At 70.0% G+C, this 23,866-nt stretch carries 22 protein-coding genes; 11 read left to right on the forward strand and 11 right to left on the reverse strand.

Features of this window, described 5'->3' with window-relative positions; genetic code table 11:
* Nucleotides 1-38: 38 nt before the first annotated feature.
* A complete protein-coding gene (locus tag OHA68_RS44040; protein ID WP_327105560.1) occupies nucleotides 39-860 on the reverse strand; it encodes a TauD/TfdA dioxygenase family protein in 822 nt (273 codons plus the stop codon).
* A gap of 120 nt (nucleotides 861-980) precedes the next feature.
* Between OHA68_RS44040 and OHA68_RS44045 the strand changes: the two genes are divergently transcribed.
* Nucleotides 981-3,491, forward strand: a complete 2,511-nt coding sequence (locus OHA68_RS44045; RefSeq protein ID WP_327105561.1) for a DNA gyrase/topoisomerase IV subunit A — start codon at nucleotides 981-983, stop codon at nucleotides 3,489-3,491.
* Nucleotides 3,492-3,511: 20 nt separating this feature from the next.
* Here OHA68_RS44045 and OHA68_RS44050 read toward each other — a convergent pair whose 3' ends face one another.
* Nucleotides 3,512-3,886: a VOC family protein gene (locus OHA68_RS44050; RefSeq protein WP_189140943.1), complete on the reverse strand. Its 375-nt coding sequence runs from the start codon at nucleotides 3,884-3,886 to the stop codon at nucleotides 3,512-3,514.
* Nucleotides 3,887-3,928: 42 nt separating this feature from the next.
* Between OHA68_RS44050 and OHA68_RS44055 the strand changes: the two genes are divergently transcribed.
* A complete protein-coding gene (locus tag OHA68_RS44055) occupies nucleotides 3,929-4,492 on the forward strand; it encodes a thioredoxin family protein (RefSeq protein ID WP_189140944.1) in 564 nt (187 codons plus the stop codon).
* 357 nt (nucleotides 4,493-4,849) lie between these two features.
* Here the strand turns inward: OHA68_RS44055 and OHA68_RS44060 are convergent, their stop codons facing one another.
* Nucleotides 4,850-5,200: a hypothetical protein gene (locus OHA68_RS44060; protein WP_327105562.1), complete on the reverse strand. Its 351-nt coding sequence runs from the start codon at nucleotides 5,198-5,200 to the stop codon at nucleotides 4,850-4,852.
* A 144-nt stretch (nucleotides 5,201-5,344) separates the two neighbouring features.
* Here OHA68_RS44060 and OHA68_RS44065 point away from each other — a divergent pair, with 144 nt between their 5' ends.
* On the forward strand, nucleotides 5,345-5,836 hold the full coding sequence (locus tag OHA68_RS44065; RefSeq protein ID WP_327105563.1) for a beta-class carbonic anhydrase: 492 nt from the start codon (nucleotides 5,345-5,347) through the stop codon (nucleotides 5,834-5,836).
* A 202-nt stretch (nucleotides 5,837-6,038) separates the two neighbouring features.
* Here the strand turns inward: OHA68_RS44065 and OHA68_RS44070 are convergent, their stop codons facing one another.
* Entirely contained in the window at nucleotides 6,039-8,105 is a 2,067-nt protein-coding gene (locus OHA68_RS44070) for a DNA gyrase/topoisomerase IV subunit B (protein WP_327105564.1), read from the reverse strand.
* A 248-nt stretch (nucleotides 8,106-8,353) separates the two neighbouring features.
* Between OHA68_RS44070 and OHA68_RS44075 the strand changes: the two genes are divergently transcribed.
* On the forward strand, nucleotides 8,354-8,587 hold the full coding sequence (locus tag OHA68_RS44075) for a DUF7455 domain-containing protein (protein WP_225277535.1): 234 nt from the start codon (nucleotides 8,354-8,356) through the stop codon (nucleotides 8,585-8,587).
* A gap of 402 nt (nucleotides 8,588-8,989) precedes the next feature.
* Here the strand turns inward: OHA68_RS44075 and OHA68_RS44080 are convergent, their stop codons facing one another.
* Together OHA68_RS44080 and OHA68_RS44085 are read right to left on the reverse strand one after the other, a co-directional pair.
* The gene (locus tag OHA68_RS44080; protein ID WP_327105565.1) at nucleotides 8,990-9,688 is read right to left on the reverse strand and encodes a GNAT family N-acetyltransferase; all 699 of its coding nucleotides are present in this window, start codon (nucleotides 9,686-9,688) and stop codon (nucleotides 8,990-8,992) included.
* Nucleotides 9,689-9,803: 115 nt separating this feature from the next.
* Entirely contained in the window at nucleotides 9,804-10,220 is a 417-nt protein-coding gene (locus tag OHA68_RS44085) for an SgcJ/EcaC family oxidoreductase (RefSeq protein WP_327105566.1), read from the reverse strand.
* A 383-nt stretch (nucleotides 10,221-10,603) separates the two neighbouring features.
* On the opposite strand from OHA68_RS44085, the gene OHA68_RS44090 reads away from it, so the two are divergent.
* A complete protein-coding gene (locus OHA68_RS44090) occupies nucleotides 10,604-11,317 on the forward strand; it encodes a YaaA family protein (protein ID WP_327105567.1) in 714 nt (237 codons plus the stop codon).
* Between the two features lie 86 nt (nucleotides 11,318-11,403).
* Here the strand turns inward: OHA68_RS44090 and OHA68_RS44095 are convergent, their stop codons facing one another.
* The 3 genes from OHA68_RS44095 to OHA68_RS44105 all read right to left on the reverse strand — a co-directional run bounded on the left by OHA68_RS44095 (nucleotide 11,404) and on the right by OHA68_RS44105 (nucleotide 16,148).
* On the reverse strand, nucleotides 11,404-13,050 hold the full coding sequence (locus tag OHA68_RS44095; protein WP_327105568.1) for an RNA polymerase sigma factor: 1,647 nt from the start codon (nucleotides 13,048-13,050) through the stop codon (nucleotides 11,404-11,406).
* A 240-nt stretch (nucleotides 13,051-13,290) separates the two neighbouring features.
* Nucleotides 13,291-15,384 carry a SpoIIE family protein phosphatase gene (locus OHA68_RS44100; RefSeq protein ID WP_327105569.1) on the reverse strand — a complete coding sequence of 698 codons (2,094 nt, stop codon included), beginning with the start codon at nucleotides 15,382-15,384 and terminating at the stop codon, nucleotides 13,291-13,293.
* A gap of 194 nt (nucleotides 15,385-15,578) precedes the next feature.
* Nucleotides 15,579-16,148, reverse strand: a complete 570-nt coding sequence (locus tag OHA68_RS44105; RefSeq protein ID WP_189140953.1) for an HhH-GPD-type base excision DNA repair protein — start codon at nucleotides 16,146-16,148, stop codon at nucleotides 15,579-15,581.
* 153 nt (nucleotides 16,149-16,301) lie between these two features.
* Between OHA68_RS44105 and OHA68_RS44110 the strand changes: the two genes are divergently transcribed.
* The 6 genes from OHA68_RS44110 (at nucleotide 16,302) to OHA68_RS44135 (ending at nucleotide 21,315) form a co-directional block, all read left to right on the forward strand.
* Entirely contained in the window at nucleotides 16,302-16,526 is a 225-nt protein-coding gene (locus OHA68_RS44110; protein ID WP_189140954.1) for a hypothetical protein, read from the forward strand.
* A 123-nt stretch (nucleotides 16,527-16,649) separates the two neighbouring features.
* The gene (locus tag OHA68_RS44115) at nucleotides 16,650-18,149 is read left to right on the forward strand and encodes a hypothetical protein (RefSeq protein WP_189141101.1); all 1,500 of its coding nucleotides are present in this window, start codon (nucleotides 16,650-16,652) and stop codon (nucleotides 18,147-18,149) included.
* Between the two features lie 10 nt (nucleotides 18,150-18,159).
* Entirely contained in the window at nucleotides 18,160-18,918 is a 759-nt protein-coding gene (locus OHA68_RS44120) for a thioesterase family protein (RefSeq protein WP_327105570.1), read from the forward strand.
* Between the two features lie 22 nt (nucleotides 18,919-18,940).
* On the forward strand, nucleotides 18,941-19,696 hold the full coding sequence (locus OHA68_RS44125; RefSeq protein ID WP_327105571.1) for a LamB/YcsF family protein: 756 nt from the start codon (nucleotides 18,941-18,943) through the stop codon (nucleotides 19,694-19,696).
* 76 nt (nucleotides 19,697-19,772) lie between these two features.
* Nucleotides 19,773-20,393, forward strand: a complete 621-nt coding sequence (locus tag OHA68_RS44130; RefSeq protein ID WP_327105572.1) for a 5-oxoprolinase subunit B family protein — start codon at nucleotides 19,773-19,775, stop codon at nucleotides 20,391-20,393.
* Between the two features lie 55 nt (nucleotides 20,394-20,448).
* Entirely contained in the window at nucleotides 20,449-21,315 is an 867-nt protein-coding gene (locus OHA68_RS44135; RefSeq protein ID WP_327105573.1) for a 5-oxoprolinase subunit C family protein, read from the forward strand.
* A gap of 4 nt (nucleotides 21,316-21,319) precedes the next feature.
* On the opposite strand, the gene OHA68_RS44140 is transcribed toward OHA68_RS44135, so the two are convergent.
* The gene (locus OHA68_RS44140; RefSeq protein ID WP_327105574.1) at nucleotides 21,320-22,147 is read right to left on the reverse strand and encodes a PhzF family phenazine biosynthesis protein; all 828 of its coding nucleotides are present in this window, start codon (nucleotides 22,145-22,147) and stop codon (nucleotides 21,320-21,322) included.
* Between the two features lie 20 nt (nucleotides 22,148-22,167).
* Complete coding sequence (locus OHA68_RS44145; protein ID WP_327105575.1) at nucleotides 22,168-23,853, reverse strand: ABC transporter family substrate-binding protein; 1,686 nt, start codon at nucleotides 23,851-23,853, stop codon at nucleotides 22,168-22,170.
* Nucleotides 23,854-23,866: the final 13 nt, after the last annotated feature.

A 23,866-nucleotide genomic window follows, 5' to 3' on the forward strand; every position in this document is an offset into this window, starting at 1 on the left:
CCAGGTTCCCCCGACGTTTCGCGCCAGTCGCGGGCCGATCAGCTGTCGGCGTGCTCGGGGAAGGCGTTGACGGTGACCCGGTGCATGCGGCGGCGTTCTGTGTAGTCGGCCACCGCGTAGTGCTGGGTGGGGCGGTTGTCCCAGAAGGCCAGGGTGCCGACCTGCCAGCGGAGCCTGACCTGATACTCCGGCGAGCGGATGTGGTCGATGAGCAGCGGCAGCAGCGCCTCGTTCTCGCGGTCCGTCAGGCCGACCAGGCGGGTGGTCGAGGCGCGGTTCACGTACAGCGCCTTGCGCCCGGTCTCGGCGTGCACGCGGACCACCGGGCGCTCCAGCGGCGGCACTCTCGCCTGGACCTCGGCCAGGTCGAACGGGTGGCCCTTGGCGATCGCCTTCTTCATCGACCCCGTGATGTCGTGCACCGCGGTCAGCTCGTCGCACAGGCGCTGGATGGAGGGCGAGAGCGCCTCGTAGGCCAGGTAGGTGTTGGCCCAGCAGGTGTCGCCGCCCACGCTGGGGAGCTGGACGCAGCGCAGTAGTGAGCCCATCGGCGGGGGCGACTCGAAGGTGTTGTCGCTGTGCCACTCGTCCGCGCCCTCGTTCTTGGGCGAGGTCTGGTCGAGCACGTGGATGGGGCTGGCGGCGTCCCTCTTGAACGCCGGATGGTTCAGGGTGCCGAAGTTGAGCGCGAACTGCAGGTGCTGCTCGTCGTCGATGTGCTGGTCGCGAAAGAACAGCACCAGGTGTTTCAGCCAGCCCTGGCGCAGGATGTGGACCTCTTCCTGAGCCAGCGGTTTGCGCAGATCGACCCCGGTGACCTCGGCGCCGATGTGCTTCGTCACGGGATGGAACTCGATCATGACGCCTCCGTGGGGGCAGCGAGAAGGGAGCCTCTCCGGCAACGTAACGCCCAAGCAATTGCTTGGTCAAGATGTCTGGATCGGCGTTGAAGTCGCGGGCACCCAACTCTCTTCGGCACAATGTTCGACATGGCCCGACGCACGACTGCACCCCCGCCCGAGGACTTCGAGGAGCGGATCGTCGATATCGACGTCTCCTCGGAGATGCGCACGAGCTTTCTCGAGTACGCCTATTCGGTGATCTACCAGCGAGCGCTGCCCGACGCTCGCGACGGGCTCAAACCGGTGCAGCGTCGCATCCTCTACTCGATGAGTGAGATGGGACTGCGCCCCGACCGGGGGCACGTCAAGTCCTCGCGCGTCGTCGGCGACGTGATGGGCAAGCTCCACCCGCACGGCGACACCGCGATCTACGACGCTCTGGTGCGACTGGCGCAGCCGTTCTCCATGCGGCTGCCCCTGGTCGACGGCCACGGCAACTTCGGCTCGCCCGACGACCTGCCGGCCGCCATGCGCTACACCGAGGCCAGGCTGGCCCCGGCGGCGATGCTCATGGTGGAGTCGCTCGACGAGGACACCGTCGGCTTCAAGCCCAACTACGACGGCCAGGAGACCGAGCCCACGGTCATGCCGTCGGCGTTCCCCAACCTGCTGGTCAACGGCACCACCGGCATCGCGGTCGGCATGGCCACCAACATGGCGCCGCACAACCTCGTCGAGGTCATCGCCGCCGCCCGTCACCTGATCAAGAAGCCGGACGCGACGCTCGACGAGCTGATGAAGTACGTTCCGGGCCCCGACCTGCCGACCGGCGGCACCATCACCGGCCTGCAGGGCGTCCGCGACGCCTACGAGAGCGGCCGCGGCACCTTCCGCATGCGGGCCAAGTGCGCGGTGGAGCAGATCACGCCGCGCCGCAAGGGCATCATCGTCACCGAGCTGCCCTACAACGTCGGCCCCGAGCGCGTCGTCACCAAGATCAAGGAGTTGGTGACCAGCAAGAAGCTGCAGGGAATCGCCGACCTCAAGGATCTCACCGACCGGCACAAGGGCCTGCGCCTGGTCATCGAGATCAAGAACGGCTTCATCCCCGAGGCCGTGCTCGACGAGCTCTACCGCCTGACGCCGATGGAGGAGACCTTCGGCATCAACAACGTCGCCCTGGTCGACGGCGAGCCCCGCACGCTGGGCCTGCGCGAGTTGCTTCAGGTCTACGTGGACCACCGGATCGAGGTCGTCCGCCGCCGTTCCGAATACCGCAGGCGCAAGCGCGAGGAGCGGCTGCACCTGGTCGACGGCCTGATCGTCGCGCTGCTCAACATCGACGAGGTCATCCAGGTCATCCGCTCCTCGGACGACTCCGGCCAGGCCCGCACCCGCCTGATGGAGGTCTTCAACCTCACCGACATCCAGGCCGCCTACATCCTCGACACGCCGCTGCGCCGCCTGACCCGCTACGACAAGCTGGAGCTCGACCGCGAGAAGGAGACGCTGACCGAGGAGATCGCCGCGCTGACGGCCATCCTGTCGTCGGAGACCCGGCTGCGTCAGGTCGTCTCGGGCGAGCTGGCCGAGGTGTCGAAGAAGTACGGCACGCCGCGCCGTACCGTGCTGCTGGAGGCGTCCGGCGCCACCCGCACCGCCACGGTGACGCTGCAGGTGGCCGACGACCCGTGCCTGGCGCTGCTGTCGTCCACCGGCCTGCTGGCCCGCACGCCCGACGCCTCACCGCTGCCGGGCGAGGGCGACCGCACGGCGCACGACGTGCTCGTCTCCGTGGTCCGCACGACGGTCAGAGGCGAGGTCGGGGTGGTGACGTCCCTGGGCCGGCTGATCCGCGTGCAGGTGGTCGACCTGCCGACCCTGCCGCCCTCGGCCAACCCGCCGTCGCTGTCCGGCGGCCATCCGGTGGCGGAGTACGTCTCCCTCCAGCCTGACGAGACGGTGATCGGCCTGGGCTCGCTCGATCCCGACAGCCCGGGGCTGGCGATCGGCACCGCCCAGGGCATCGTCAAACGCGTGGTGCCGGATTACCCGGCCAACCGCGACGACTTCGAAGTGATCACCCTCAAGGACGGCGACACCGTGGTGGGCGCGGCCGAGCTCGACTCCGAGGACCACGACCTGGTGTTCATCACCTCCGACGCCCAGCTCCTGCGCTTCCAGGCCGCCCTGGTCAGGCCGCAGGGCAGGCCGGCGGGCGGCATGGCGGGCATCCGCCTCGACGGCGGGGCGCGGGTGGTCTGGTTCGGCGTGGTCGATCCGGCCCGTCCCGGCGTGGTGGTCACGGTGGCCGGCTCGTCCACCGCCCTGCCCGGCACCCAGGTGGGCGGCGGCAAGGTCTCCGACTACGCCGAATACCCCGCCAAGGGCCGGGCCACGGGCGGGGTGCGTACCCAGCGGTTCCTCAAGGGAGAGGACGTGCTGCTGCTCGCCTGGGCGGGGCCCGCGCCCGCCAAGGCGATCTCGTCGGTGGGCAAGCCGGTGCCGCTGCCGGACGAGGTCGGCCGCCGGGACGGCTCCGGCGTGCGCCTCACGCACACCATCGGCGCGATCGGCGGCGCCCTCGCCGGCGGTTCCGGCACTCCGGCCGAAGCACCGCCCGCCCCGCAGGAGGACGTTCAGGACTGACCCGAGCGTCGTCGGCGTATCTAGTCCTTGGCGGTGAGGCAGAACGGGTGGCCGGCCGGGTCGAGGAAGACGCGGAAGCTGTCGTTCTCGCTCGGCTGGACCTCGGTCTTGGTCGCGCCGATCATGAGCACCTGTTCCTCGGCCTTGTCCAGGTCGTCGACCATGGTGTCGATGTGCACCTGCTGAGGACGCTCCCGGCTCGGCCAGACGGGCGGCTGATAGTCCTCCGCCCGCTGGAACGCCAGCCGCATCGGCGAGCCGACCTCGGTCACCACGGCCCAGTCGTCCTCGTCGTAGGCGACGGGCCACCCCAGGAGCCGGGAGTAGAAGTCGGCCAGCGCACGTGGGTCCGGGCAGTCGATCACGGTCGATCGAAACTCCGCGATGCCGTTCATGACACACCTCCGCAATGTTGGGGACGGGGGACAATGGGAGGCATGGCCGCCAACTCATTCATGGTTCCGCTCGGCACGCCCGCGCCTCCGTTCGATCTCACCGCCGTCAGCGGCGGCAGTGTTTCGCTCGCCGACCTGAAGGGCTCCCCAGCCGTCCTCGTGGTCTTCCTGTCCAATCACTGCCCCTATGTCCGCCACCTCGAGGATGGCCTCGGCGAGTTGGCAGCCGACTACGGCTCCCGGCTGTCGATCGTGGCGATCAGCAGCAACGACAGCGTGAACTACCCGGACGACGATCCGACACACCTGGCCGAGCAGGCCGGGCGCGCCGGTTTCACCTTTCCCTACCTGCTGGACGACACCCAGGAGGTCGCCAAGGCCTACCGGGCCGCCTGCACGCCGGACTTCTTCCTGTACGACGCGGAGTTCCGGCTGGTCTACCGTGGCGAGTTCGACGGGTCCCGCCCGCGCAACTCCGTCCCGGTGACGGGCTCCTCCCTGCGAGCGGCCATCGACGCCGTCCTCGCCGGCGCTCCCGTGCCCGAGGACCAGGTCCCGTCCATGGGCTGCGGCATCAAGTGGAAGCCCGGCAACGAACCCACCTGACGCCCGCCCACCCGAAGTCCCGCCACACACCAGGAGCTCGCCCGGCATCCTGCCCCATGCCAGGGCCGTTCGGAATCCGTACAAGCTTCCACAGAGACCTCTGAGCGGCCCAGGCACCTCGGGGGCCTCGCGAGGGACGTGAAGCGTTCTGCGGAGCGGTGAGGGGGCGCGGGGAGGCATCTCAGCAGGGACCGGGCCGCAACAATCGGCTTGCGGCCCCGCTCACTCTCTCGACGCACCTGCGGCAGACCCCTGTGGCCCTCACTCTGATCCCGGCCTCCGACGGCGATCTTCGGCACACCCATGACGAATACCGGGAGGGCAGCGGGCACGCGGGCCCGGAGCGACGATGCGGACTCAGGAGGGGCGGGGTGACCTGCTGCCGAACTGGTCGGTCGGTGAGGCGGTGATGGCGGCGGGCAGCGACAGCAGGAGCTCGTGCGGCTCGCCGCCCTGCCAGGTGCGGATGAGGCGGTCGCCCGCGTCGCCGGGGTTGAAGTCCTCGCAGCCCAGGGGCCCGTAGCAGCCGGCCTGGTCGAGCATCAGGATGACCGGGTCGTCGTCGGGCAGGCTCGCGGCGTAGGCGGCGGCATCGAGCAGGGCCAGGGCTCCTTTGGCGTTACGGCCGCCGTCATTGGACTCCACTCGGTCCAGGCGGCGCCTGGCCTGGCCGCGAAGATACACGGCGAGCGATTCGGACCTGCTCAAGACGACCTTCTCCAAGGGATGCACAACACTCTGGGCTACGACATCATCACGTAAAGTCAGTGGAGATGGTGGGACGTTGGCCAAGTCCCCGCCAGTCGCACCCCGCATACACCGACATGGGAGGCATGAGGGATTATCAGTGCCATGGATGCGTTCGACGATCTGTTTGCCGCCAACGCGAGGTTCGCCGGAGGCTTCGAAAACTCCGGCCTCACCGGTACGGCAGCGCGTGGCCTCGCCGTTGTGACCTGCATGGATTCCCGCATCGACCCACTCGGCCTGCTCGGCTTGCAGCCGGGTGACGCCAAGATCCTGCGTAACGCCGGCGCCCGTGTCACCGACGACGTGCTGCGGACCCTGGTCCTGGCGGTCTATCTCCTGGGCGTCGAACGAGTCCTGATCATGCCCCACACCGACTGCGGCATGTCCAAGGTCAGCGACGCCGACGTGCATGCCCTCACCCAGAGCAAGGGCGTCGACACCCGCAGCCTGGAGTTCCACACCGTCCCGGACCAGGGCGCCGCGCTCCGCCACGACCTGACCCGCATCAAGTCCTCCCCCTTCCTACCGGAGGACCTGCCGGTAACCGGCGCCATCTACGACGTCCACACCGGCGAACTCGTGCCCGTAGCCTGACCAGCGCCCTACGGCCACACGAGAGCGGGCAACCGACGACCGGGGCGGACAAATCCTCGCCCCGGCCTCATCACGGCAACGCCTCTTCGGCGCACAGCGCCGGGCAACGCTCTCAGGCGACGCCACCCCCACGGGGGGGTGTCACGCGCCAGAGCGGCCCGCTCACCCGCAGAACGGCCGGCCCCTCCCGGAGCCGGGCCGGTCAGGCGTCGATGTGGTCGCGGTCCACCTCGGCGGCGCTCCTGACGATGAACTCGCGGCGCGGCGCCACATCGCTGCCCATCAGCAGGCTGAAGATGTTCTCCGCCTCCTGGACGTCCTCGATGCGGACGCGGCGCAGGATGCGGTGGCGCGGGTCCATGGTGGTCTCGGCGAGCTGGTCGGCGTCCATCTCACCGAGGCCCTTGTAGCGCTGCACCGGGTCCTTCCACCGCTTGTTGCGCCGCTCCAGGTCGCGCAGGACCTTCTGGAGCTCGGCGTCGGAGTAGCAGTAGATGTACTTGTCCTTGCCCCGGCCCGGATTGGTGAGCTCGATGCGGTGCAGTGGAGGCACGGCGGCGAAGACACGACCGGCCTCCACCATGGGACGCATGTAGCGGTGGAACAGGGTGAGCAGCAGGCAGCGGATGTGCGCGCCGTCGACGTCGGCGTCGGCCATCAGGATGATCTTGCCGTAGCGGGCCGAGTCGAGGTCGAAGGAGCGACCGGACCCGGCGCCGACCACCTGGATGATGGCCGCGCACTCGGCGTTCTTGAGCATGTCGCTCACGGACGCCTTCTGGACGTTGAGGATCTTGCCCCGGATCGGCAGCAAGGCCTGGAACTCCGAGTCACGGGCCAGCTTGGCGGTGCCGAGCGCGGAGTCACCCTCGACGATGAACAGCTCGCTGCGATCGATGTCGTCGCTGCGGCAGTCGACCAGCTTGGCCGGCAGGGCGGAGTTCTCCAGGGCGCTCTTGCGGCGCTGGTTCTCGCGGTGCTCGCGGGCCGCGATGCGGGCCTTGGCGGCGGCGACAATCTTCTCCAGCGTGGCGCGCAGCTGCTGCTTGAGCCCGCGCGGCGGGTTGGCGAACAGCTCCTTGAGCTCGCGGCTGACCACGTGGGAGACGATGCGGGTGGCCGCGGAGGTGCCGAGGACCTCCTTGGTCTGGCCCTCGAACTGCGGCTCCGGCACCCGCACGGTGACGACGGCGGTCAGGCCTTCGGAGATGTCCTCCTTGTTGACCGGGTCGTCGCCGTTCTTGAGCAGGCGGGTCTCGCGCAGTTGCTCGTTGAGGGTGCGCACCAGGGCACGCTCGAAGCCGGTGACGTGGGTGCCGCCCTTGGGGGTGGCGATCACGTTGACGAACGAGCGGACGGTCGACTCGTAGCCCTTGCCCCAGCGCACCGCCACGTCCACGGTGAGCTCGCGCTCCACCTCGGTGGAGGTCATGTGACCCTGGTCGTCGAGGACCGGCACGGTCTCGTGGAAGTGGCCGACGCCCTGCAGCCGCAGCACGTCGCAGACGGCCTCGTCGCGGGCCAGGAACTCGGTGAACTCGGAGATGCCGCCGTCGAAGTGGAACTCCTCCTCGACGCGCTCCTCCTGCCGGCCGTCGATCAGGACGAGGGTGAGGCCGGGCACCAGGAAGGCGGTCTGGCGGAGCCTGACGTGGATCTCGTCGACCGACACCTCGGCGTCGGGCAGGAAGATCTGCTTGTCGACCCAGAAGCGCACGCGCGTGCCGGTGATCCGGGTGGCCACCTTGCCGCCGTCACGCAGGCCGGACTTCTTCTTGAACTTGGCGGTCGGCCCGTCGCCGTCGAACACGCCGGGCACGCCGCGGCGGAAGCTGATCTCGTGAATGTGGCCGTCACGGTCGACCTGAACGTCGAGGCGCGCGGACAGCGCGTTGACGACCGAGGCGCCCACGCCGTGCAGGCCGCCGGAGGCGCCATAGGAGCCGCCGCCGAATTTTCCGCCCGCGTGGAGCTTGGTGTAGACGAGCTCCACGCCCGGCAGGCCGCTCTTGGGCTCGATGTCCACCGGGATGCCGCGGCCGTTGTCGCGCACCTCGATGGAGCCGTCGGGGTAGAGCTCGACCTCGATGCGGTCGCAGTGACCCGCGAGTGCCTCGTCGACGCCGTTGTCGACGATCTCCCAGAGGCAGTGCATGAGACCGCGGCTGTCGGTGGATCCGATGTACATGCCAGGTCGCTTGCGTACGGCCTCAAGGCCCTCAAGCACCGACAGGTGACGAGCCGTGTAACCGGCCTCCACTAGCGTCACTCCGGCTCCCCTGGTCTCAAGTCATCGAACATGTGTGCGCAGCCTACCGTTCTTCCCCTACGGACGCGTACAAGCTTGCCATGACGGCACGTTTGCCGTTACCAGCGGGCTGATCATCAATACTTTCGGACACATTCTGCTCTGGGCGTAGAGAGGGGGCGGTTGGGAACGTCCAGGTCCGGTTAGATGTTGTCCAAGTGACTGACGCCAGATCCTCGCTTCGGCGGGGGTGACCCGAAAGGCGATACGTGACTGGAGCTCTTGCCCCCGTTAAGCCGCTGACGGCCCTCGACCGCTGCGACCGTTGCGGCGCCCAGGCCTACATTCGCGCGACCCTGCCCGTGGGCGGGGAGCTGCTGTTCTGCGCCCACCATGGGCGTCAGCACATTGCGGCGCTGCGCGAAAAGGGCGCCGACATCTTGGACGAGTCGGCACGTCTCAGCGAAACCCCTTCATTCACCGGCCCCAACGACGAGCGCTAACGCGTCCGCCGTGATGACATAACCACATATAGCGTTACAGAACGGCGATCCCGGCAACCCGGGGTCGCCGTTCTGCGTAAAACAAGATCCATATTAGGCCAGAGACCGCCCCACCATGTGGAGCCCGTGCCAGGACACTGCGGGTTCTCTACCGATCCACGGGCCCGCGCTGACGCACACGAGCCGCGCCAGAACCCGCGAATCAGCCCAGGCATGCACGATTCACCTCAGGACCCGCGACTCTGCCCCGGCATGCATGATTCGCACCAGGACCCGCGAGTCCGCACTAACACGCCCGAACTGCACCAGGACCCGCGATTTGTGCCGATGCGCCCGAGACTCGCCCAATACGCCCGGGTCTTCATGGTCCGTGAGGCTTTCGGGCCCGCGTGTGGGCCTGGGTCAGCGCACGCGGTAGTGGTACTCACCCTTCTCAGCGAGCCCCTCGCTGCCGTACAACGCCCGCGCGCCCTGGTTTTGTGCCGTGACCACCAGGTACGCCGAGGTGCCGCCACCCTGCCGGACCAGGGCGCGCAGGACGCTGCGGGCCAGCCCGCGCCGGCGTGCCCGGGGCAGCGTCGCCATGCAGTAGACGCCCAGCGTGTCGCCCTGTGGCACACCCCGCCCCACGGCGACCGGGACGCCGTCCTCCTCCACGGCGGCATACCAGGCGGACGCTCCCGTACAGATGCGTTCCGCCTCGGCCAGCCCGGTGCCGTAGCGGCCGTCGACCGCCCACCACGTCTTCAGCCAGCCCTGCCACGGCCGTTCCTCGACCCGCACCTCGTGGACGACGGGCTCGCGCGCGACCGGCCCAGCCATGATCACGGTCGGATCGACCACCTGGTATCCCCGCGCCGCCAGCTCACCGTCGAGACCGGGCGTGGCGCGGGGGCCGACGGAGAAGACGCAGGGCAACCCGCGCTCGGCGTAGAAGGTCTCGGCCGCCGCGATCGCCCCGGCCAGGTCCGCCGGGCTCCCCAGAGGCAGCACGGAATTGGCCCGCTTGGTCACCCCTCCGGCGTGCCGCAGAACCCAGCCGTCGTGCGTACGCTGCTCATAGGCCGGCCACGCCGCATGCACAAGAAGGTCGAAATCCACCCCCGGAAGCCTAGCCCCGCTGCGCCCCTGCCACTCCATCGCAGGTCAGCCGCTACCGCTGAGCCGACGGCTTGGCGCGCGTCCTGTCGCCGGCGGTGTGCCGCGTCGCATGCGGTCAGTCGCCGCTGAGCACGCTGGTGTTCTGGCAGGCGGTCAGCCGCCACCGCCCGTCCTCCTTCGCCATGACGAACATGGGCGTGCCCACGTCCTCCGTCCCGTCGGAGTTCCGATAGACCTGGCGCACCTTCACGGCCGCGACGTCGGGACGGATGAACAGAACGTGTTCGACCTCGAACGTGACCGTCGCGTCCCCCATCCCTCCGGGAAGCACCTGGTGCGTGAACGTCGAGATCGCCTCACGCCCGAAGAGGCGCTTGCCGTGCCCCGTCGTCCAGATCGCGTCAGCGCGGAACAGAGCGACGAATTCGTCAGGGAGTTCGTTGTTCTGGGAGTGCTCAACCGCGGCCACCACCTGCTTGATCGCCTCGATGTCGGTCTGGCGCGCCTGCCCGGAAATGCTCATTGTGCTCATGCCGATGAACGATAGAATCCCAAGTTCACTTGAGGTCAAGAGCGTCAGTCGTGCCGGGCGGCCCCTGGTGTGCAGGAAGCGCTCAGGCCAGGACGCCCAGAGTCACGGGCATCCCCAGGACGTGAGCTGCCGCTCCGGTCCACGCCGCACCCCCGGCAATACGACACGACCAAGGCGATCCCGCCCCCTTCTCAGGACGGTTCCACCAGGCCAATTTGATCACTCTGCGTGACGACAGCCCGCCGAGAAAAAGATTCCACATCGGGTACGCCCGGCCTCACGACGCCCATTCCCCCCGCACCCCCCGCACGACGCACCGGCACCCGCGGCATTTCCGGGGTCAAAGCCATGACCAGGAGCTTTGCCCAATAGGCTGCATCACTGTGCTGATTCTGCTGCCGCCGTCGGAGGGCAAGGCGTCCGAGGGAGACGGTCCCGCCGTCGAAGAGCTGTCCTTTCCCAAGCTCGACCGTCATCGCAAGCGGGTGATGAGCGCCCTGATCAAGGCCTCCCGCCGCCGCGACGCCCTCCAAGTGCTCGGCCTGTCCCCCGGCCTGGCCCCCGAGCTGGCGAAGAACCTGGCCATCAGGCAGGCCCCCACGCTGCCCGCGGCCGAGCTCTACACCGGCGTGCTGTACGACAACCTGGCGCCGGCCGAGCTCGGCCCCGAGGCGCGGGCCAGGGCGGAGGAGAGTGTGCTGATCTTCTCGGGCCTGTGGGGGGTGCTGCGGCTCGGGGACCGGATCCCGCCCTACCGGCTGTCCATGGGCGTGAACCTACCGCCGATGGGCAGGCTGGCGGCGTTCTGGCGGCCGGCGATCACCGCCGAGCTGGACCGGCTGCCCGGCCTGGTCGTGGACCTGCGATCGGCCACGTACGCGGGCGCGTGGCGGCCCGGTGAGCGCGGCGTGTCGGTACGGGTCCTCAAGGAGGGCAAGGTCGTCAGCCACATGGCCAAGGCCACCCGCGGCGAGATCGCCAGGGCGCTGCTGGAGAGCGGCCTGACCCCGTCGACGCCGGAGGAGTTGGCCAAAGCGCTCGACGGCCTGGGCTACGCGGTACGTCCCGCGCCGGGCAGGCTCGACATCGACATCTGAGCAGGAAGAACCGACGCCTGGGCAAGAAAACGTCGGGCAAGAAAAAAGGGGGCAACGGCGGTTGCCCCCTTTTTTCGACGCGATGCCTAGTCCAAGTAGTCGCGCAGGACCTGCGAGCGGGACGGGTGACGGAGCTTGGACATGGTCTTCGACTCGATCTGCCGGATGCGCTCGCGCGTCACCCCGTAGACCTTGCCGATCTCGTCCAGCGTCTTGGGCTGACCGTCGGTGAGGCCGAACCGCATCGACACGACGCCCGCCTCGCGCTCCGACAACGTGTCGAGAACGGAGTGCAGCTGCTCCTGGAGCAGCGTGAAGCTGACGGCGTCGGCCGGGACGATGGCCTCGGAGTCCTCGATGAGGTCGCCGAACTCGCTGTCGCCCTCCTCACCCAGCGGGGTGTGCAGGGAGATCGGCTCGCGACCGTACTTCTGGACCTCGACCACCTTTTCGGGCGTCATGTCCAGCTCGCGGGCGAGCTCTTCCGGCGTGGGCTCGCGGCCCAGGTCCTGCAGCATCTGCCGCTGGACGCGGGCCAGCTTGTTGATCACTTCGACCATGTGGACCGGGATGCGGATGGTCCGCGCCTGGTCCGCCATGGCACGGGTGATCGCCTGCCGGATCCACCAGGTGGCGTAGGTGGAGAACTTGTAGCCCTTGGTGTAGTCGAACTTCTCCACCGCGCGGATCAGACCGAGGTTGCCCTCCTGGATCAGGTCCAGGAACAGCATGCCGCGGCCGGTGTAGCGCTTGGCCAGCGAGACCACGAGCCGGAGGTTGGCCTCCAGCAGGTGGTTCTTGGCCCGGCGACCGTCCTCGGCGATCCACTCCAGCTCGGCCCTGACGTCGACCGGCAGGTTGTCGATCTCGCCGCCGCCGAGTTGCTCCTCGGCGAACAGACCGGCCTCGATCCGCTTGGCCAGCTCGACCTCCTGCTCGGCGTTGAGCAGGGGGACCTTGCCGATCTGCTTGAGGTAGTCCTTGACGGGGTCGGCGGTGGCACCCGCGGCCGCGACCTGCGCGATCGGGGCGTCATCGTCGTCGTCGGTCAGGATGAGGACCTCGTCCTCGCTCTTCTCGACGACCGCCGCGGCGGCCACCTCCGCCACCTTGGGCTCTTCTGGCTCCTCATCGGAGTCGCCCTCGGTGTCGGAGTCGCTCGCCGCGATCTCCACATCGTCGACGTCGATGTCCTCGAGGTCGACCAGCTCCACGTCAGCGTCGAGCTCGATGTCCTCGTCGTCGACACCGTCGGACGACTTGGGCTTGGTCTCGGCAGGCCCGGCGCTGTCCGGCTTGGCCTTCTTGGCCTGTCCGGCACTGTCTGCCTTGGCCTTCTTGGCGGCCGGCGCGGCCTTCTTGGCAGGAGTCGGCTTCTTGGCCGCCGGCTCTGCTTCGGCGGTGCCCACGACCGCGGTGACGGTCTCGGGCTGCTGCTCCTTGGCGGCTGCTGCCGCTTTGGTCTTGACGGGGGCGGCTGTGCGGCGCTTTGCTGGACGCGACTTCTTCGGCGCTGCCGAATCCGCGGCGGTCACCACCACGGTCACGCCCTCTTTGCTGAGGTTCCGCAAGAACGCGGCGGCGTGCGACATGGGGATGTCGGCCTCCTCGAAGGCCTGGCGGACATCCTCAGACTCGAGGAAACCCTGCGAGCGCCCACGCTCGAGCAGTCGCTGAATGACGGGCTCGTTCAGCTCTTGTGGCTTCGAGCGAGTCGAACTTGCAGGCGACACGAACACCTCTCGAACGAACGCGTGGCGACAATGGACCCAGATGCCCGCTGGGGGGCTGTTGCCTCTCTCAGAGATCGGAGGCCGTGCGGACCGCTACGGACCTGCCCAGCATTCTGGCACGACCTTGCGATCCATACGGCCACCTCCCGGCGGTTGACCTCCACCCTAGGCCGACCCAAGTAGTAGTGCGTACGTAAGGGCGGCACCGATACCCGAAAGCAACCCTTATGACTGATTCATTCAGTCACTCTTCGTGGCAGGCGGCACGTGAATGGCCAGGGCGGTAACGTCATCATCCTGTTCATATCCCGACAACATCCGGTCAACCAGGAAGTCCAGCAGCATGTGCGGACTTCCCACCACCTCAGGCGGCGCTTCGGTCACAACACTGCAAATCTCTGCGAGTCCGGCATCCAGCCCGCGTTTGCGGTTCTCCACCAGTCCGTCGGAGTAGAGCACGGCCGTATGGCCGGGCGGCACTACGAAGCGGAACTGCCTTCGGCTGGTCGGCCAGCCTAGCGGAGTGCCCGGCTCTGCGTCGCAGAGAATCGCCGTGCCCTGCGGAGATACCAGGACGGGTGGCGGATGGCCCGCGAGCGCGAGCGTGCCCTCGCCGGTGACCGGCTCGACCACCATGTAGGCGAGGGTGGTGACCTGCTCCTCCTCTTCGGTGGCGTCGAAGACCCGGTCGAGCCCCGTCAGCACGGCCGCGGGCGGCGGGTTGGTCAGCGCCAGCGCCCGCATGGCATTGCGGATGCGGCCCATGCCGGCCGCCGCCTTGACGCCCTTGCCCATGACATCGCCGACGACGGCCGCTACCCGGCCGTCCTGCAGCACGAACGCGTCGTACCAGTCGCCGCCGACCTGCACGTGGCGACTGCCCGAGCGGAAGCGCTGGGCCAGCTCCAAGCCCTTGATGACCGGCAGGCGGTCCGGCAGCAGGCTGCGCTGCAGCGTCTCGGCGGTGCGGTGCTCACGCTCGAACAGTGTGGCGCGCTCCACCGCCAGCGCGCACTGCCCGGCCAGCGCCTCCAGGAAGACGCCGTCCTCCTGGGAGATCTTCTGCGGCCTGGTGAACGAGAAGCGCAGCGCGCCCAGCGCCCGGCCGGCGGCGAGCAGCGGCAGCCCCACCCAGGCCCGCTCGTCGCTGTTGGCCAGATAGGTGCTGAGCACTTCCTTGTCGCCGCCCGCCTCGAGAAGCTGGAGCTTCAGGCTGACGGGCGACTCGGCGAAGAACGGCCTGCGGCTGTTGACGGCCATGGTCATCACGCTGGTGTGCGACAGCGGGATCTCCTCGCCGGCGGAGCCGGACGCCTCGGGGACGCCCTCGCCGTTGATCAGCTTGAGCGCCGCCCGGTCGGTGTCCAGCAGCGCCACCGCGGACCGGTCCGCGGCCAGCGCGGTGCGGCCGACGTCGATGATGACCTGCACCACCTGCTCGACCGTGAGCGCCTCGGCGAGCTGGGCGGTGGCGCCCTGCAGCCGGGCCGTGCGCAGGGCGGCGGCGCCGAGCTGGTCGGTCAGCCTGCCCCGCATCTCCTCGGCCTCACGCTGCGGCGTCACGTCGGTGTTGGCGCCCACCCACTCCACGATCCGGCCGTGCCGGATGATCGGCACGGCGCGCACCTCGAAGTGGCGGAAGCCGCTGGCCCTGGTGCGCACGCGGTAGTTCCACTCGAACATGGTCCGGCCGCGCAGCGCCTCCTTCCAGGCCTCTTCGGTCTGCTGGCGCTCGTCCTGGTGCACGGCCTCCAGCCAGCCGTAGGCGAGGTATTCCTCCAGGCCCTGGCCGGTGATGGCACGCCACTGCGGCGCGTCCTCGACCACCGTGCCGGTGGGCGAGGTGATCCAGACGAGCTGGGACTGCGCCTCGACCAGCGAGCGATAGCGCTCCTCGCTGCGGCGCAGGTCCTCCTCGACCTGGCGGCTCTCGGTCACGTCGAGCCCGAGCATCGCGACGGCCAGCAGGGCGCCGGACTCGTCGTGCACCGGCGAGAACGACATCGACCAGTAGCGCGTCTCGCCCTCCGGTGAACGCACCCGCACGCGTCTCTCGGTGACCGGTGCGTCGCTGTCGGTGACGGACTGGAAGCCTTGTGCGACGACCTGGCCGATATCGGCCGTCAGTGCCTCGGCCGAGGCGCGGCCCACCAGCCGCTCGGCCGGGACACCGGCGACGTCGGTGAACACGTCGTTGACCCGCTGGATGCGGCCGTCGACGTCGAAGAAGGCAAAGGCGAACTCTGCCTCGGACAGCAGGCCCTTGAGGAGGGCGGAGTCTGAGATGTCCACATCCGACTCCCGGGGACGGGGAACGGAGGTCTCGGCGCTCATGGTCGGCACCTCCGTCGCGTGCCAGGGTCTCCCACGCGGCACATCTCCATAATCGTGTATCGGCGTAGCGCAGCTCCGGGCGACCGGATTCTGCAGTACATCATCGGCGATGGGCATGCGCGGACGGAAGCCCCGGCCGCCATACGGTCAACGCATCCTGTCAAAATCGCTCCACGTTGCGCAGCAAGATCAGGCTACTTGGCCTTCGCCGCCTGCTTGGCCTCCTGTTTGGCGGCTCGGACTCTGACCAGCGTGTCGGCGTCGACCACATCGGCGACCGACCGGAACGCGCCCTCCTCGCCGTAGAGACCGGCGGCCTCCCGCCATCCTGGCGGTTGGACCCCCAGCTGTTTGCCCAGCAATGCCAGAAAGATCTGGGCCTTCTGCTTGCCGTAACCCGGCAACTCCTGCAGTCGCTTCAGCAACCCTTTGCCGTCCGCCACATCTTCCCAGAGCCGCTCGGCCTCGCCGTCATAGTGCTCGACCAGGTAAGCGGCGAGTTGCTGCACGCGCGCCGCCATCGACTTGGGGTAGCGGTGGACCGCCGGCTTGGCCGCCAGCAGCGCCACGAACGCCTCGGGGTCATAGGAGGCTATCTCTTCAGCGGTCAGTTCGTGCCCGAGCCGCTCAGAAATGGTGTAAGGCCCCGTGAACGCCCACTCCATCGACACCTGCTGATCGAGCAGCATGCCGACGAGCAGGGCGAGCGGGCTGCGGCCGAGCAGGTCGTCGGCCTCGGCGCGCTGGGCGAGCTGGATGCGCATGGGAACAGCTTCGCACGAAAGCGGTTCCCGAGAAGCGAACAAAGCCGTTGTGGAGGCTTGACACCGGCCCGAGAAAAGATGAAATGGGAGCGCAAGTCGCCTGCGTCCATTCCTGGGGGTTTGCCCCCGGGCATACGGAGGAATCTCACATCTATGCTCGCTCTGGCCACACGCTTGCTCAAGGAACCGGTCAGTCACAGACTGGCCGAGGAGTTCCTGACCGTGCCCGTGGACACGATCGACAGGTGTGTCGACGATGTGTGCGCCTGCGCGCAGCACCTCGGCATCACGGCTACGCCCGAGATCGTCGAACGGATCGCCCGCGAACATCTGCTCGCGATCGTCAACTCCGCGCCACCGCCGCGGAGCCCTCGATAACATCGAAGTCACCAGGCCGCGTTGTACGCGCCGTTTACGCCTGGAATGCGAGAGAGTGAGGGCGTGCGCCGACACCGACGAGACCCCCGGGAGAGCACCCCGCCCGACGATGTGTTCAAGGAGATGGTGCAGGCGGCCCGCGAGCTGCTGGCCGTACGCAGCCCGCTCGACGCGGAGCTGATGGTCTCCGACATGGTCGGCGCCTGGTGGCGCAGACCGGTGCGGGGTGGTGACGTCGAACAGGTCCTCGGCGAGGGGCTCGTCGACTACGCCGCCAAGGCCGGCACCCCGGCGTCGCTGACGCTGCTGATCTGCCTGGCCTATCTGGGCACGTCCCGGCAGGGCGCCAAGGCGGAGGGCGCGGCGCTGGCGATGATGGAGTCGGGCGTGGCCAGGCCCGGCTGGGCGGACCGGGTCGGCGCGGTCAAGCACACCGGCTGCTACGTCTCCCGCGACGCCTACGGCGACCAGGACACGGTGATCTGCACCTTCGCCTACCGCTGGAACGAGGACCAGACCCCCAGGCACGGTCAGGACCGCCACGCGCTCGTCATGGTCGTCGACCACAACATGTCCGGCATGGCGCGCGACGCCTGGGTCTCCTCGCAGGTCGACAAGCTGCTGGAGCAGGCCAGGGCGGAGACGGTCGGCAACCCGATGCTGCTGTTCGAGGAGATCGAGCCCCAGCAGGCCAGGGCGCTGCTCGAGTCGGCCATGAAGGCCACCAAGGAGCCCAAGACGCCGCCGCCCGTCAGCGACAGCTACAGCGCCTACCACGCCTTCGCCCGCGCCCGGCTGAAGGCGCTGCCGCCGGGCCGCAAGCGCCCGGCGCCGCTGCACATCGAGGCCCCTTACAGCCGCGAGCGGCGGGCCATGCTGGCGGCCGAGTTCCTCGCCTCCGACGCGGCCGAGCACCTGTCGGACCCGTCGGCGGCCTCCCGGTGCGCCGACCACATCATCGACTACGGCTGCGAACAGGACTTCAGCAGGCCGCTACGGGTCAGCCCGACCAAGTGCGAGACGTTCCTGCTGGACTGGCTGCCCCGCAAGGTGATGCTGTCGGTGGCCGAGCAGGAGGCCATGCCGCACGTGCTGGCGGCCTGGGTGCGCTTCGCCGCCCACCGCACCGGGCTGCCCGAGACCGGGCTGAAGGCCACGCTGGACGCGGTGTGGGAGGCCATCGGCAAGTTCCCCGCGGCTTACCGGGATCCGACGTCGTTCGGCCTGGACCGCCCGCTGCTGGAGCGGCTGCTGCCGGACGGCGACCTGTCCGCGCTGGCCAGGCGGGCGTTCGCGTTCCCGTTCCTGCAGGGCACGCACAACGGCGTCGACCTGGACCGGCTCAACCCGGCCGACGAGGCCGACCGGCGGGTGCTGCTGGAGATCGACCACGGGGGCTCGCTCGACGAGGAGCACCTGGCCTGGCACGAGGAGATCGCCACCCGGATGTGGGAGGGCGACCCGCCGCAGCTCTGGGAGGCCGCCCAGCGCCTGCTCGACCTGGGCCACGACCGGCACGACGTGCTGCACGTGCTCATGGAGATCGCCGAGCGGATCGGGGACCATCCGGACGAGCTGGCCGCGGCCCTCGACGACATCGCCGACATTCCCGACGAGCTCTAGATTCGACCGTATGTCGATGTACACCCGCCTGGCCCCCGGGCGCTATCAGGCCACCGAGCACACCCAGGGGCCGTGGGACCCCGCCACTCAGCACATGGGCCCGGTGACCGCGCTCATCGCGCACGAGCTGGCGATGACCGCCCCGCGCCCCGGCCTGGAGCTGTCCAGGCTCGCCGTCGACGTGTTCGCCCCCGTGCCCGTGGGTGAGCTGGAGGTCCGCACCGACGTCGTACGCGACGGCAAGCGGGTGCAGTGCCTGTCGGCGGCGGTCTTCTGCGGCGGCCGCGAGCACGCCAGGGCGTCGGCCTGGCGGATCCGCGAGGCCGCCACGCCCGCGACCGCCGCGCAGGCCCCGCCGCCCCTCCCCGACGCCACCACCGACAGCTGGCTGTCCACCGGCTTCGGCTACGGCCGGGCGACCGAGTGGCGCTTCGCCCGCGGCACGCCGATGGCGGTCGGGCCCGCCGCCGCCTGGGGCAGGATCCGGATGCCGCTGGTCGAGGGCGAGGAGATCACCCCGGCGGAGCGGCTGGCGCTGTTCGCCGACAGCGGCAACGGCATCAGTTTCGCCCTCGACTTCGACACCCACCTGTTCGTGAACGTCGACCTGACGATCTCGCTGTTCCGGTCACCGGCCGGGGAGTGGATCTGCCTGGACGCCGAGACCGTCATCGGCCCGTCCGGCCGCGGCCTGACCCGCTCCACCCTGTACGACCGCGACGGTGAAGTGGGCACCGCGACTCAGACCCTCTTCGTCACACCGAGGTAGTCCTACCGCCATGATGGAGTCCATGGTGATCGACCTCAACGCGGACCTCGGCGAGGGCTTCGGCATCTGGCGGCTCGGCGACGACATGGCCCTGCTCGACATCGTCACGAGCGCCAACGTCGCGTGCGGATTCCACGCCGGCGATCCGGTGACGATCAGACGCACCTGCGCGGCCGCCGTCGACCGGGGCGTGACGATCGGCGCGCAGGTGTCCTACCGCGACCTGGCGCACTTCGGGCGCAGGGAGATGGAGGTGGAGCCGGAGGAGCTCTGCGCCGAGGTGCTCTACCAGCTCGCCGCCGTCGACGGCATCGCGCGGGCGATGGGCGGCCGGGTCTCTTACGTGAAACCGCACGGCGCCCTCTACAACCGGATCTGCCGCGATCGGGAGCAGGCGGCCGCGGTGATCGACGCGGTCGCCGATTACGACCCGTCGCTGCCGGTGCTGACGCTACCCGGGTCGGTCGTGCACGAGGTGGCGGCGGCCGAGGGGGTGCCCACCGTCAGCGAGGCGTTCGCCGACCGCGCCTACACCTCGGCCGGCGCGCTGGTGTCGCGGCGCGAGCCCGGCGCGGTGATCCACGACGTCGAGGAGGTCTCCGCCCGCGCCGTGCGGATGGCGGTCGAGCGGACGGTGATCTCCGCCGACGGCCGGCAGGTTCCGGTGCCGGCCCGCTCGATCTGCGTGCACGGCGACACCCCGGACGCGGTGAGCCTGGCCAGGGCCGTACGCGACGGGCTGCTGGAGGCCGGAGTGGTGCTGCAGGCCTTCGCATGACCGCCCGACCGCGCCAGGGCCGGAGATGGGCTCCGGCTCCCGCCCAGGTCGCCGGCCGGGGTCGGGCGGTGCCGAGGTGATCCGGCGAGCCGGCGAGCACGGGCTGCTCGTGGAGACCGGGGCGCTGGACGTGTCGCACCGGCTGGACGCCGCGCTGCGGGCCGATCGGCCGCAGGGGGTCGTGGAGGTGGTGCCCGGCCCCGAGACGGTCCTCGTGGTGGCTCCGGGGGCCGATCAGGGACGGTTGCTGCCCCGGCTGGCCGAGCTGCTGGCCTCCTGTGCGGAGGGCGGCGAGCCCGCCGCGCCCGGCGAGCCGCAGGACGTGGTGACGATCCCGGTGGTCTACGACGGCGAGGATCTCCAGGCGGTGGCCCGGATGGCCGGGATCTCCACCGAGGAGGTGATCGCCCGGCACACCGGCCGCCAACTGGTGGTGGGATGGCTGGGGTTCGCCCCCGGGTTCGCCTATCTGATCGGGCTGGACCCGGTGCTGCACGCGCCCCGGCTGGAGACGCCGCGCACGTCGGTGCCCGCCGGGTCGGTGGCGGTCGCCGGCCCCTACTCGGCCGTCTACCCGACGGCCTCCCCCGGTGGGTGGCGGCTGCTGGGCCGTACCGGACTGAAGGTGTGGGACGTCGCGGCCGAGCCGCCGACGCCGTTCAGGCCCGGCACGCGGGTGCGGTTCGAGGCCGCATGATCGAGGTGCTCGCGCCCGGGCCGTACGCGACCGTCCAGGATCTGGGGCGGTCCGCATGATCGAGGTGCTCGCGCCCGGGCCGTACGCGACCGTCCAGGATCTGGGGCGGCAGGGCCACGCCCACCTGGGGGTGCCGAGCTCCGGAGCCGCGGACGCGGCGAGTCTGCGGCTGGCCAACCGGCTCGTCGGCAACCCCGAAGGGCTGGCGGGGATCGAGCTGACGTTCGGGCTGGCGCGGCTGCGGTTCGCGGCCGGGGCGTGGGTGGCGCTGGCCGGCGCGCCGTGCCCGGTGGGGAGCACGGGGAGCACGGCCCGCGATCCGGGGATGGGGGCGCCGTTCTGGGTGCCCGAGGGGGGTGAGGTGCGGCTGGGGTCGCCGTCATGGGGGCTGCGCACCTATCTGGCCGTTCGCGGGGGGATCGCGGTGGAGCCGGTGCTGGGCAGCCGCTCCACCGACTCGCTGTCCGGGCTCGGGCCGCCACCGCTGCGGCCCGGCACGGTGCTGCCGGTGGGGGTGGTGGACGGTCTGGGCGACATCCTGGTGGATCTGGCGCCGCCGCGGCCGCCCCGGCCGGCCGTGCTGCGGGTGCTGGCGGGGCCACGGGCGGACTGGTTCGTGCCCGGCGCGCTCGCGGCTTTGTGCGGGGGGCCGTACGAGGTGAGCCAGGACAGCAACCGCGTGGGGGTGCGGCTGCGCGGCCCCGAGCTGGCGCGGGCGAAGGAGGGCGAGCTGCCGAGTGAGGGGATGGTCACCGGGGCCGTGCAGGTGCCGCCGAGCGGGCAGCCGATCGTCTTCCTCACCGATCACCCGCCCACGGGCGGCTACCCGGTGATCGCGGTGCTGGCGGAGGCGGACCTGGCCGTCGCCGCCCAGCTCAGGCCGGGCGACGAGGTCAGGTTCAGCGCTCTCCTCCCCCGGTGACGGGTCAGATCTCCACGTGGCCGCTGACGCAGGTGATGACGTGGCCGCCCACCCAGACGTCCGGACCCTCCGCGGTGATGCGGATCTGTCCGGTACGGCCGAGCGCCGTGCCCTGACGGGCGGCGTAGGGGGCGGTGACGCGGCCGGTGCGCAAAAGCCACTGGGCGACGGAGGCGTTCAGGCTGCCGGTGACCGGGTCCTCCGCCGTGCTGCCCCCGAGGGGGAAGAACGCGCGCACCTCGTAGGCGTGGGGCGATCCCGGCGGGTGGAGCCCGACGACGCCGATGTCTGCCGGGACCAGCCGCGGCTTCAGGGCGAGCACCGCCTCGGCGTCCCTGAGCAGGAGCGCCACCCAGCCGGGGCCGTTGTCGGCCCACTCGGCGTCGACGATCTCGTCGCGGCCGATGCCGAGTGCCTGGGCGACCTCCTTGAGGAAGGTCTCCTCCACCGGGCCCGACCGCAGCAGCGGCGGCGCGGCGAACGCCCACCAGGCGCCCTCGTCACGGATGCGGATCAGCCCGGCGCCGCACTCCTGGACGACCGTCCCCGGGTCGCGGGGGACGCCGCCGGCCTCCCGCCAGACGTGGCAGGTGCCGAGCGTGGGATGCCCGGCGAAAGGCAGCTCCCCGGCAGGGGTGAAGATGCGGACCCGGTAGTCCGCCTCGGGCGTGGCAGGCGGGAGCAGGAACGTGGTCTCGGACAGGTTGGTCCAGTTGGCGAACCGCGCCATCTCCTCGGTGCTCAGGCCGTCGGCGTCGAGCACGACGGCGAGGGGATTGCCGTGGTAGGGCGTCTCAGCGAACACGTCGACCTGTCGGAACGAGCGCAACATACGGCCCAGTGTCCCACGGGCTACCGGACGAAGCCGATGTCCTGGTAGCGGAGCTCGTGGAAGCCGCGGGCGCCCACGTTGGCCAGCGTCTCCCGTACCGCCACCAGTTGCGGGCGCTGGTAGAGCGGCAGGACGCTCGCCTGCTTCCAGATGAGCTTGTCGGCCGCGTTGACGTCGGCCCGCGCCCCTTCCGGGTCGAGGTTCTGGCCCGCGCGGTCCATCGCCGCGTCGATGGCCGCGGACCCGACGCGGCCGAAGTTGGCGTTCCACGTCCTGCCGTCGGGCGCGTTCGCGTAGACGCCGTAGCTGCTGGAGACGGGGAACGGGGTGCCGATGTAGGCGAACGGGGTGATGTCGAAGTTGCCGGGGATCACGTACTTGGTGAAGAAGTCGTCGCTCGGCACCACCTGAAGGGAGAGCCGCACCCCGATCCGGGTGAGCATGCTCTGCGCCAGCTCGCCCTCGGCCTTGCTCAGCTGCACCCCCGACGGGACGACGAAGCGCAGGTCGAGCGGGCGGCCGTCCTTCTTCCGCACGGCGCCGTCCAGCTTCCAGCCCGCCTGGTCGAGCAGGCGCCCGGCCCGTTCGGGGTCGTAGGCGCCGAGGTCGCCGGCGTTGTCCTGGTAGCCCGTCTGGGTGTTCATGAAGAAGTGGTTGTTCAGCGGCGTGCTCGGCCAGTCGAGGCCCTGCAGGTCGGAGCGGGCGATGGCCTGCCGGTCGATGCCGAGCTGGACGGCCTGCCGGACGCGTACGTCCCGTAGCGGGTCGCTGGCGGCGTTGAAGGTGAGGTGGCGGAAGTCGGGGCCCGCGGCCTGCCGTACCCGCGCGCCGGGGGTGGCCTGGGCGCGGGCGTAGTCGGGCGCCGAGGTGCCGACGTCGATGATGTCGAGCTCGCCGTTGCCGAACATGCCGATCAGCGAGTCCTGCTCGGCGGCGCGGTAGATGATCCGGTCGAGCTTGGCCCGCTCGCCCCACCAGTTGTCGTCACGCAGGATCGTGATGGTCTTGGCGGTCTGGTCGAAGCCGCCGAACCTGAACGGCCCGGCCGTCACGGGGATCTTGTTCAGCCAGGCGGTGTCGAACGCCTCGGGCGTCCTGTTGGTCGAGGCGGGCAGCAGCGGGCTGAACAGGGCCTTCCAGTCGCCGAAGGGCCTGGCGAACGTCACCACGACCTCGTGGTCGTCCCTGCCCCGCCGCACCTTCGCGATGTCCTGGTAGCCGGTGGCGGAGACGAGGTGGAAGTCCGGGTCGTCGCCTTTGAGCGCGTGCCACTGGGCCTGGTAGTCGCCCCAGGTGATGGGCTGCCCGTCGGACCACCTGGCGCGCGGGTTGAGCCTGAGGGTGACGACCTGCTTGGGGGCCTGCCGGGTGACCCTGGCGTCGAGCAGGTAGTCGCGGTTGACGGTGATCTGCGCCTTGTCGTCGGAGACGAACGGCGACGGCAGCAGCGCGTTGCTGATCACCGCGGCCATCGCGAGGTTGCCGTCGATGTGGTTGCGGTTCCACTGGGCGGGGAACTCGCCGATGCCCCAGCGCAGCGTCCCGCCGTCCTTGACCAGGGGGCGCGGCTGCGGGTTGATGTCGGACGCCTTGATCGTGTCATCGCCGCTCCCCGGCCGGCCGCCGCCCCCTCCCGGGCCGCCCGCGCCGCATGCCGTCAGGGACAGCGCGACGCTCACGGCGACGGCCAGACGAGGTGCTTTCATGGGCGGACTCCTC

It is taken from the genome of Nonomuraea glycinis, from assembly GCF_035920485.1.
GTDB lineage: Bacteria > Actinomycetota > Actinomycetes > Streptosporangiales > Streptosporangiaceae > Nonomuraea > Nonomuraea glycinis.

Bases quoted from the DNA above. Each gene is read 5' to 3' on its own strand.
- OHA68_RS44055 (WP_189140944.1), top strand. From the start codon at position 3,929: ATGGCCGCCAACTCATTCATGGTTCCGCTCGGCACGCCCGCGCCTCCG.
- OHA68_RS44105 (WP_189140953.1), bottom strand. From the start codon at position 16,148: ATGCGCATCCAGCTCGCCCAGCGCGCCGAGGCCGACGACCTGCTCGGC.
- OHA68_RS44115 (WP_189141101.1), top strand. From the start codon at position 16,650: ATGGTGCAGGCGGCCCGCGAGCTGCTGGCCGTACGCAGCCCGCTCGAC.
- OHA68_RS44050 (WP_189140943.1), bottom strand. From the start codon at position 3,886: ATGAACGGCATCGCGGAGTTTCGATCGACCGTGATCGACTGCCCGGAC.
- OHA68_RS44045 (WP_327105561.1), top strand. From the start codon at position 981: ATGTTCGACATGGCCCGACGCACGACTGCACCCCCGCCCGAGGACTTC.
- OHA68_RS44085 (WP_327105566.1), bottom strand. From the start codon at position 10,220: ATGAGCACAATGAGCATTTCCGGGCAGGCGCGCCAGACCGACATCGAG.
- OHA68_RS44040 (WP_327105560.1), bottom strand. From the start codon at position 860: ATGATCGAGTTCCATCCCGTGACGAAGCACATCGGCGCCGAGGTCACC.
- OHA68_RS44140 (WP_327105574.1), bottom strand. From the start codon at position 22,147: ATGTTGCGCTCGTTCCGACAGGTCGACGTGTTCGCTGAGACGCCCTAC.
- OHA68_RS44065 (WP_327105563.1), top strand. From the start codon at position 5,345: ATGGATGCGTTCGACGATCTGTTTGCCGCCAACGCGAGGTTCGCCGGA.
- OHA68_RS44120 (WP_327105570.1), top strand. From the start codon at position 18,160: ATGTCGATGTACACCCGCCTGGCCCCCGGGCGCTATCAGGCCACCGAG.
- OHA68_RS44135 (WP_327105573.1), top strand. From the start codon at position 20,449: ATGATCGAGGTGCTCGCGCCCGGGCCGTACGCGACCGTCCAGGATCTG.
- OHA68_RS44100 (WP_327105569.1), bottom strand. From the start codon at position 15,384: ATGAGCGCCGAGACCTCCGTTCCCCGTCCCCGGGAGTCGGATGTGGAC.
- OHA68_RS44145 (WP_327105575.1), bottom strand. From the start codon at position 23,853: ATGAAAGCACCTCGTCTGGCCGTCGCCGTGAGCGTCGCGCTGTCCCTG.
- OHA68_RS44110 (WP_189140954.1), top strand. From the start codon at position 16,302: ATGCTCGCTCTGGCCACACGCTTGCTCAAGGAACCGGTCAGTCACAGA.
- OHA68_RS44125 (WP_327105571.1), top strand. From the start codon at position 18,941: ATGGTGATCGACCTCAACGCGGACCTCGGCGAGGGCTTCGGCATCTGG.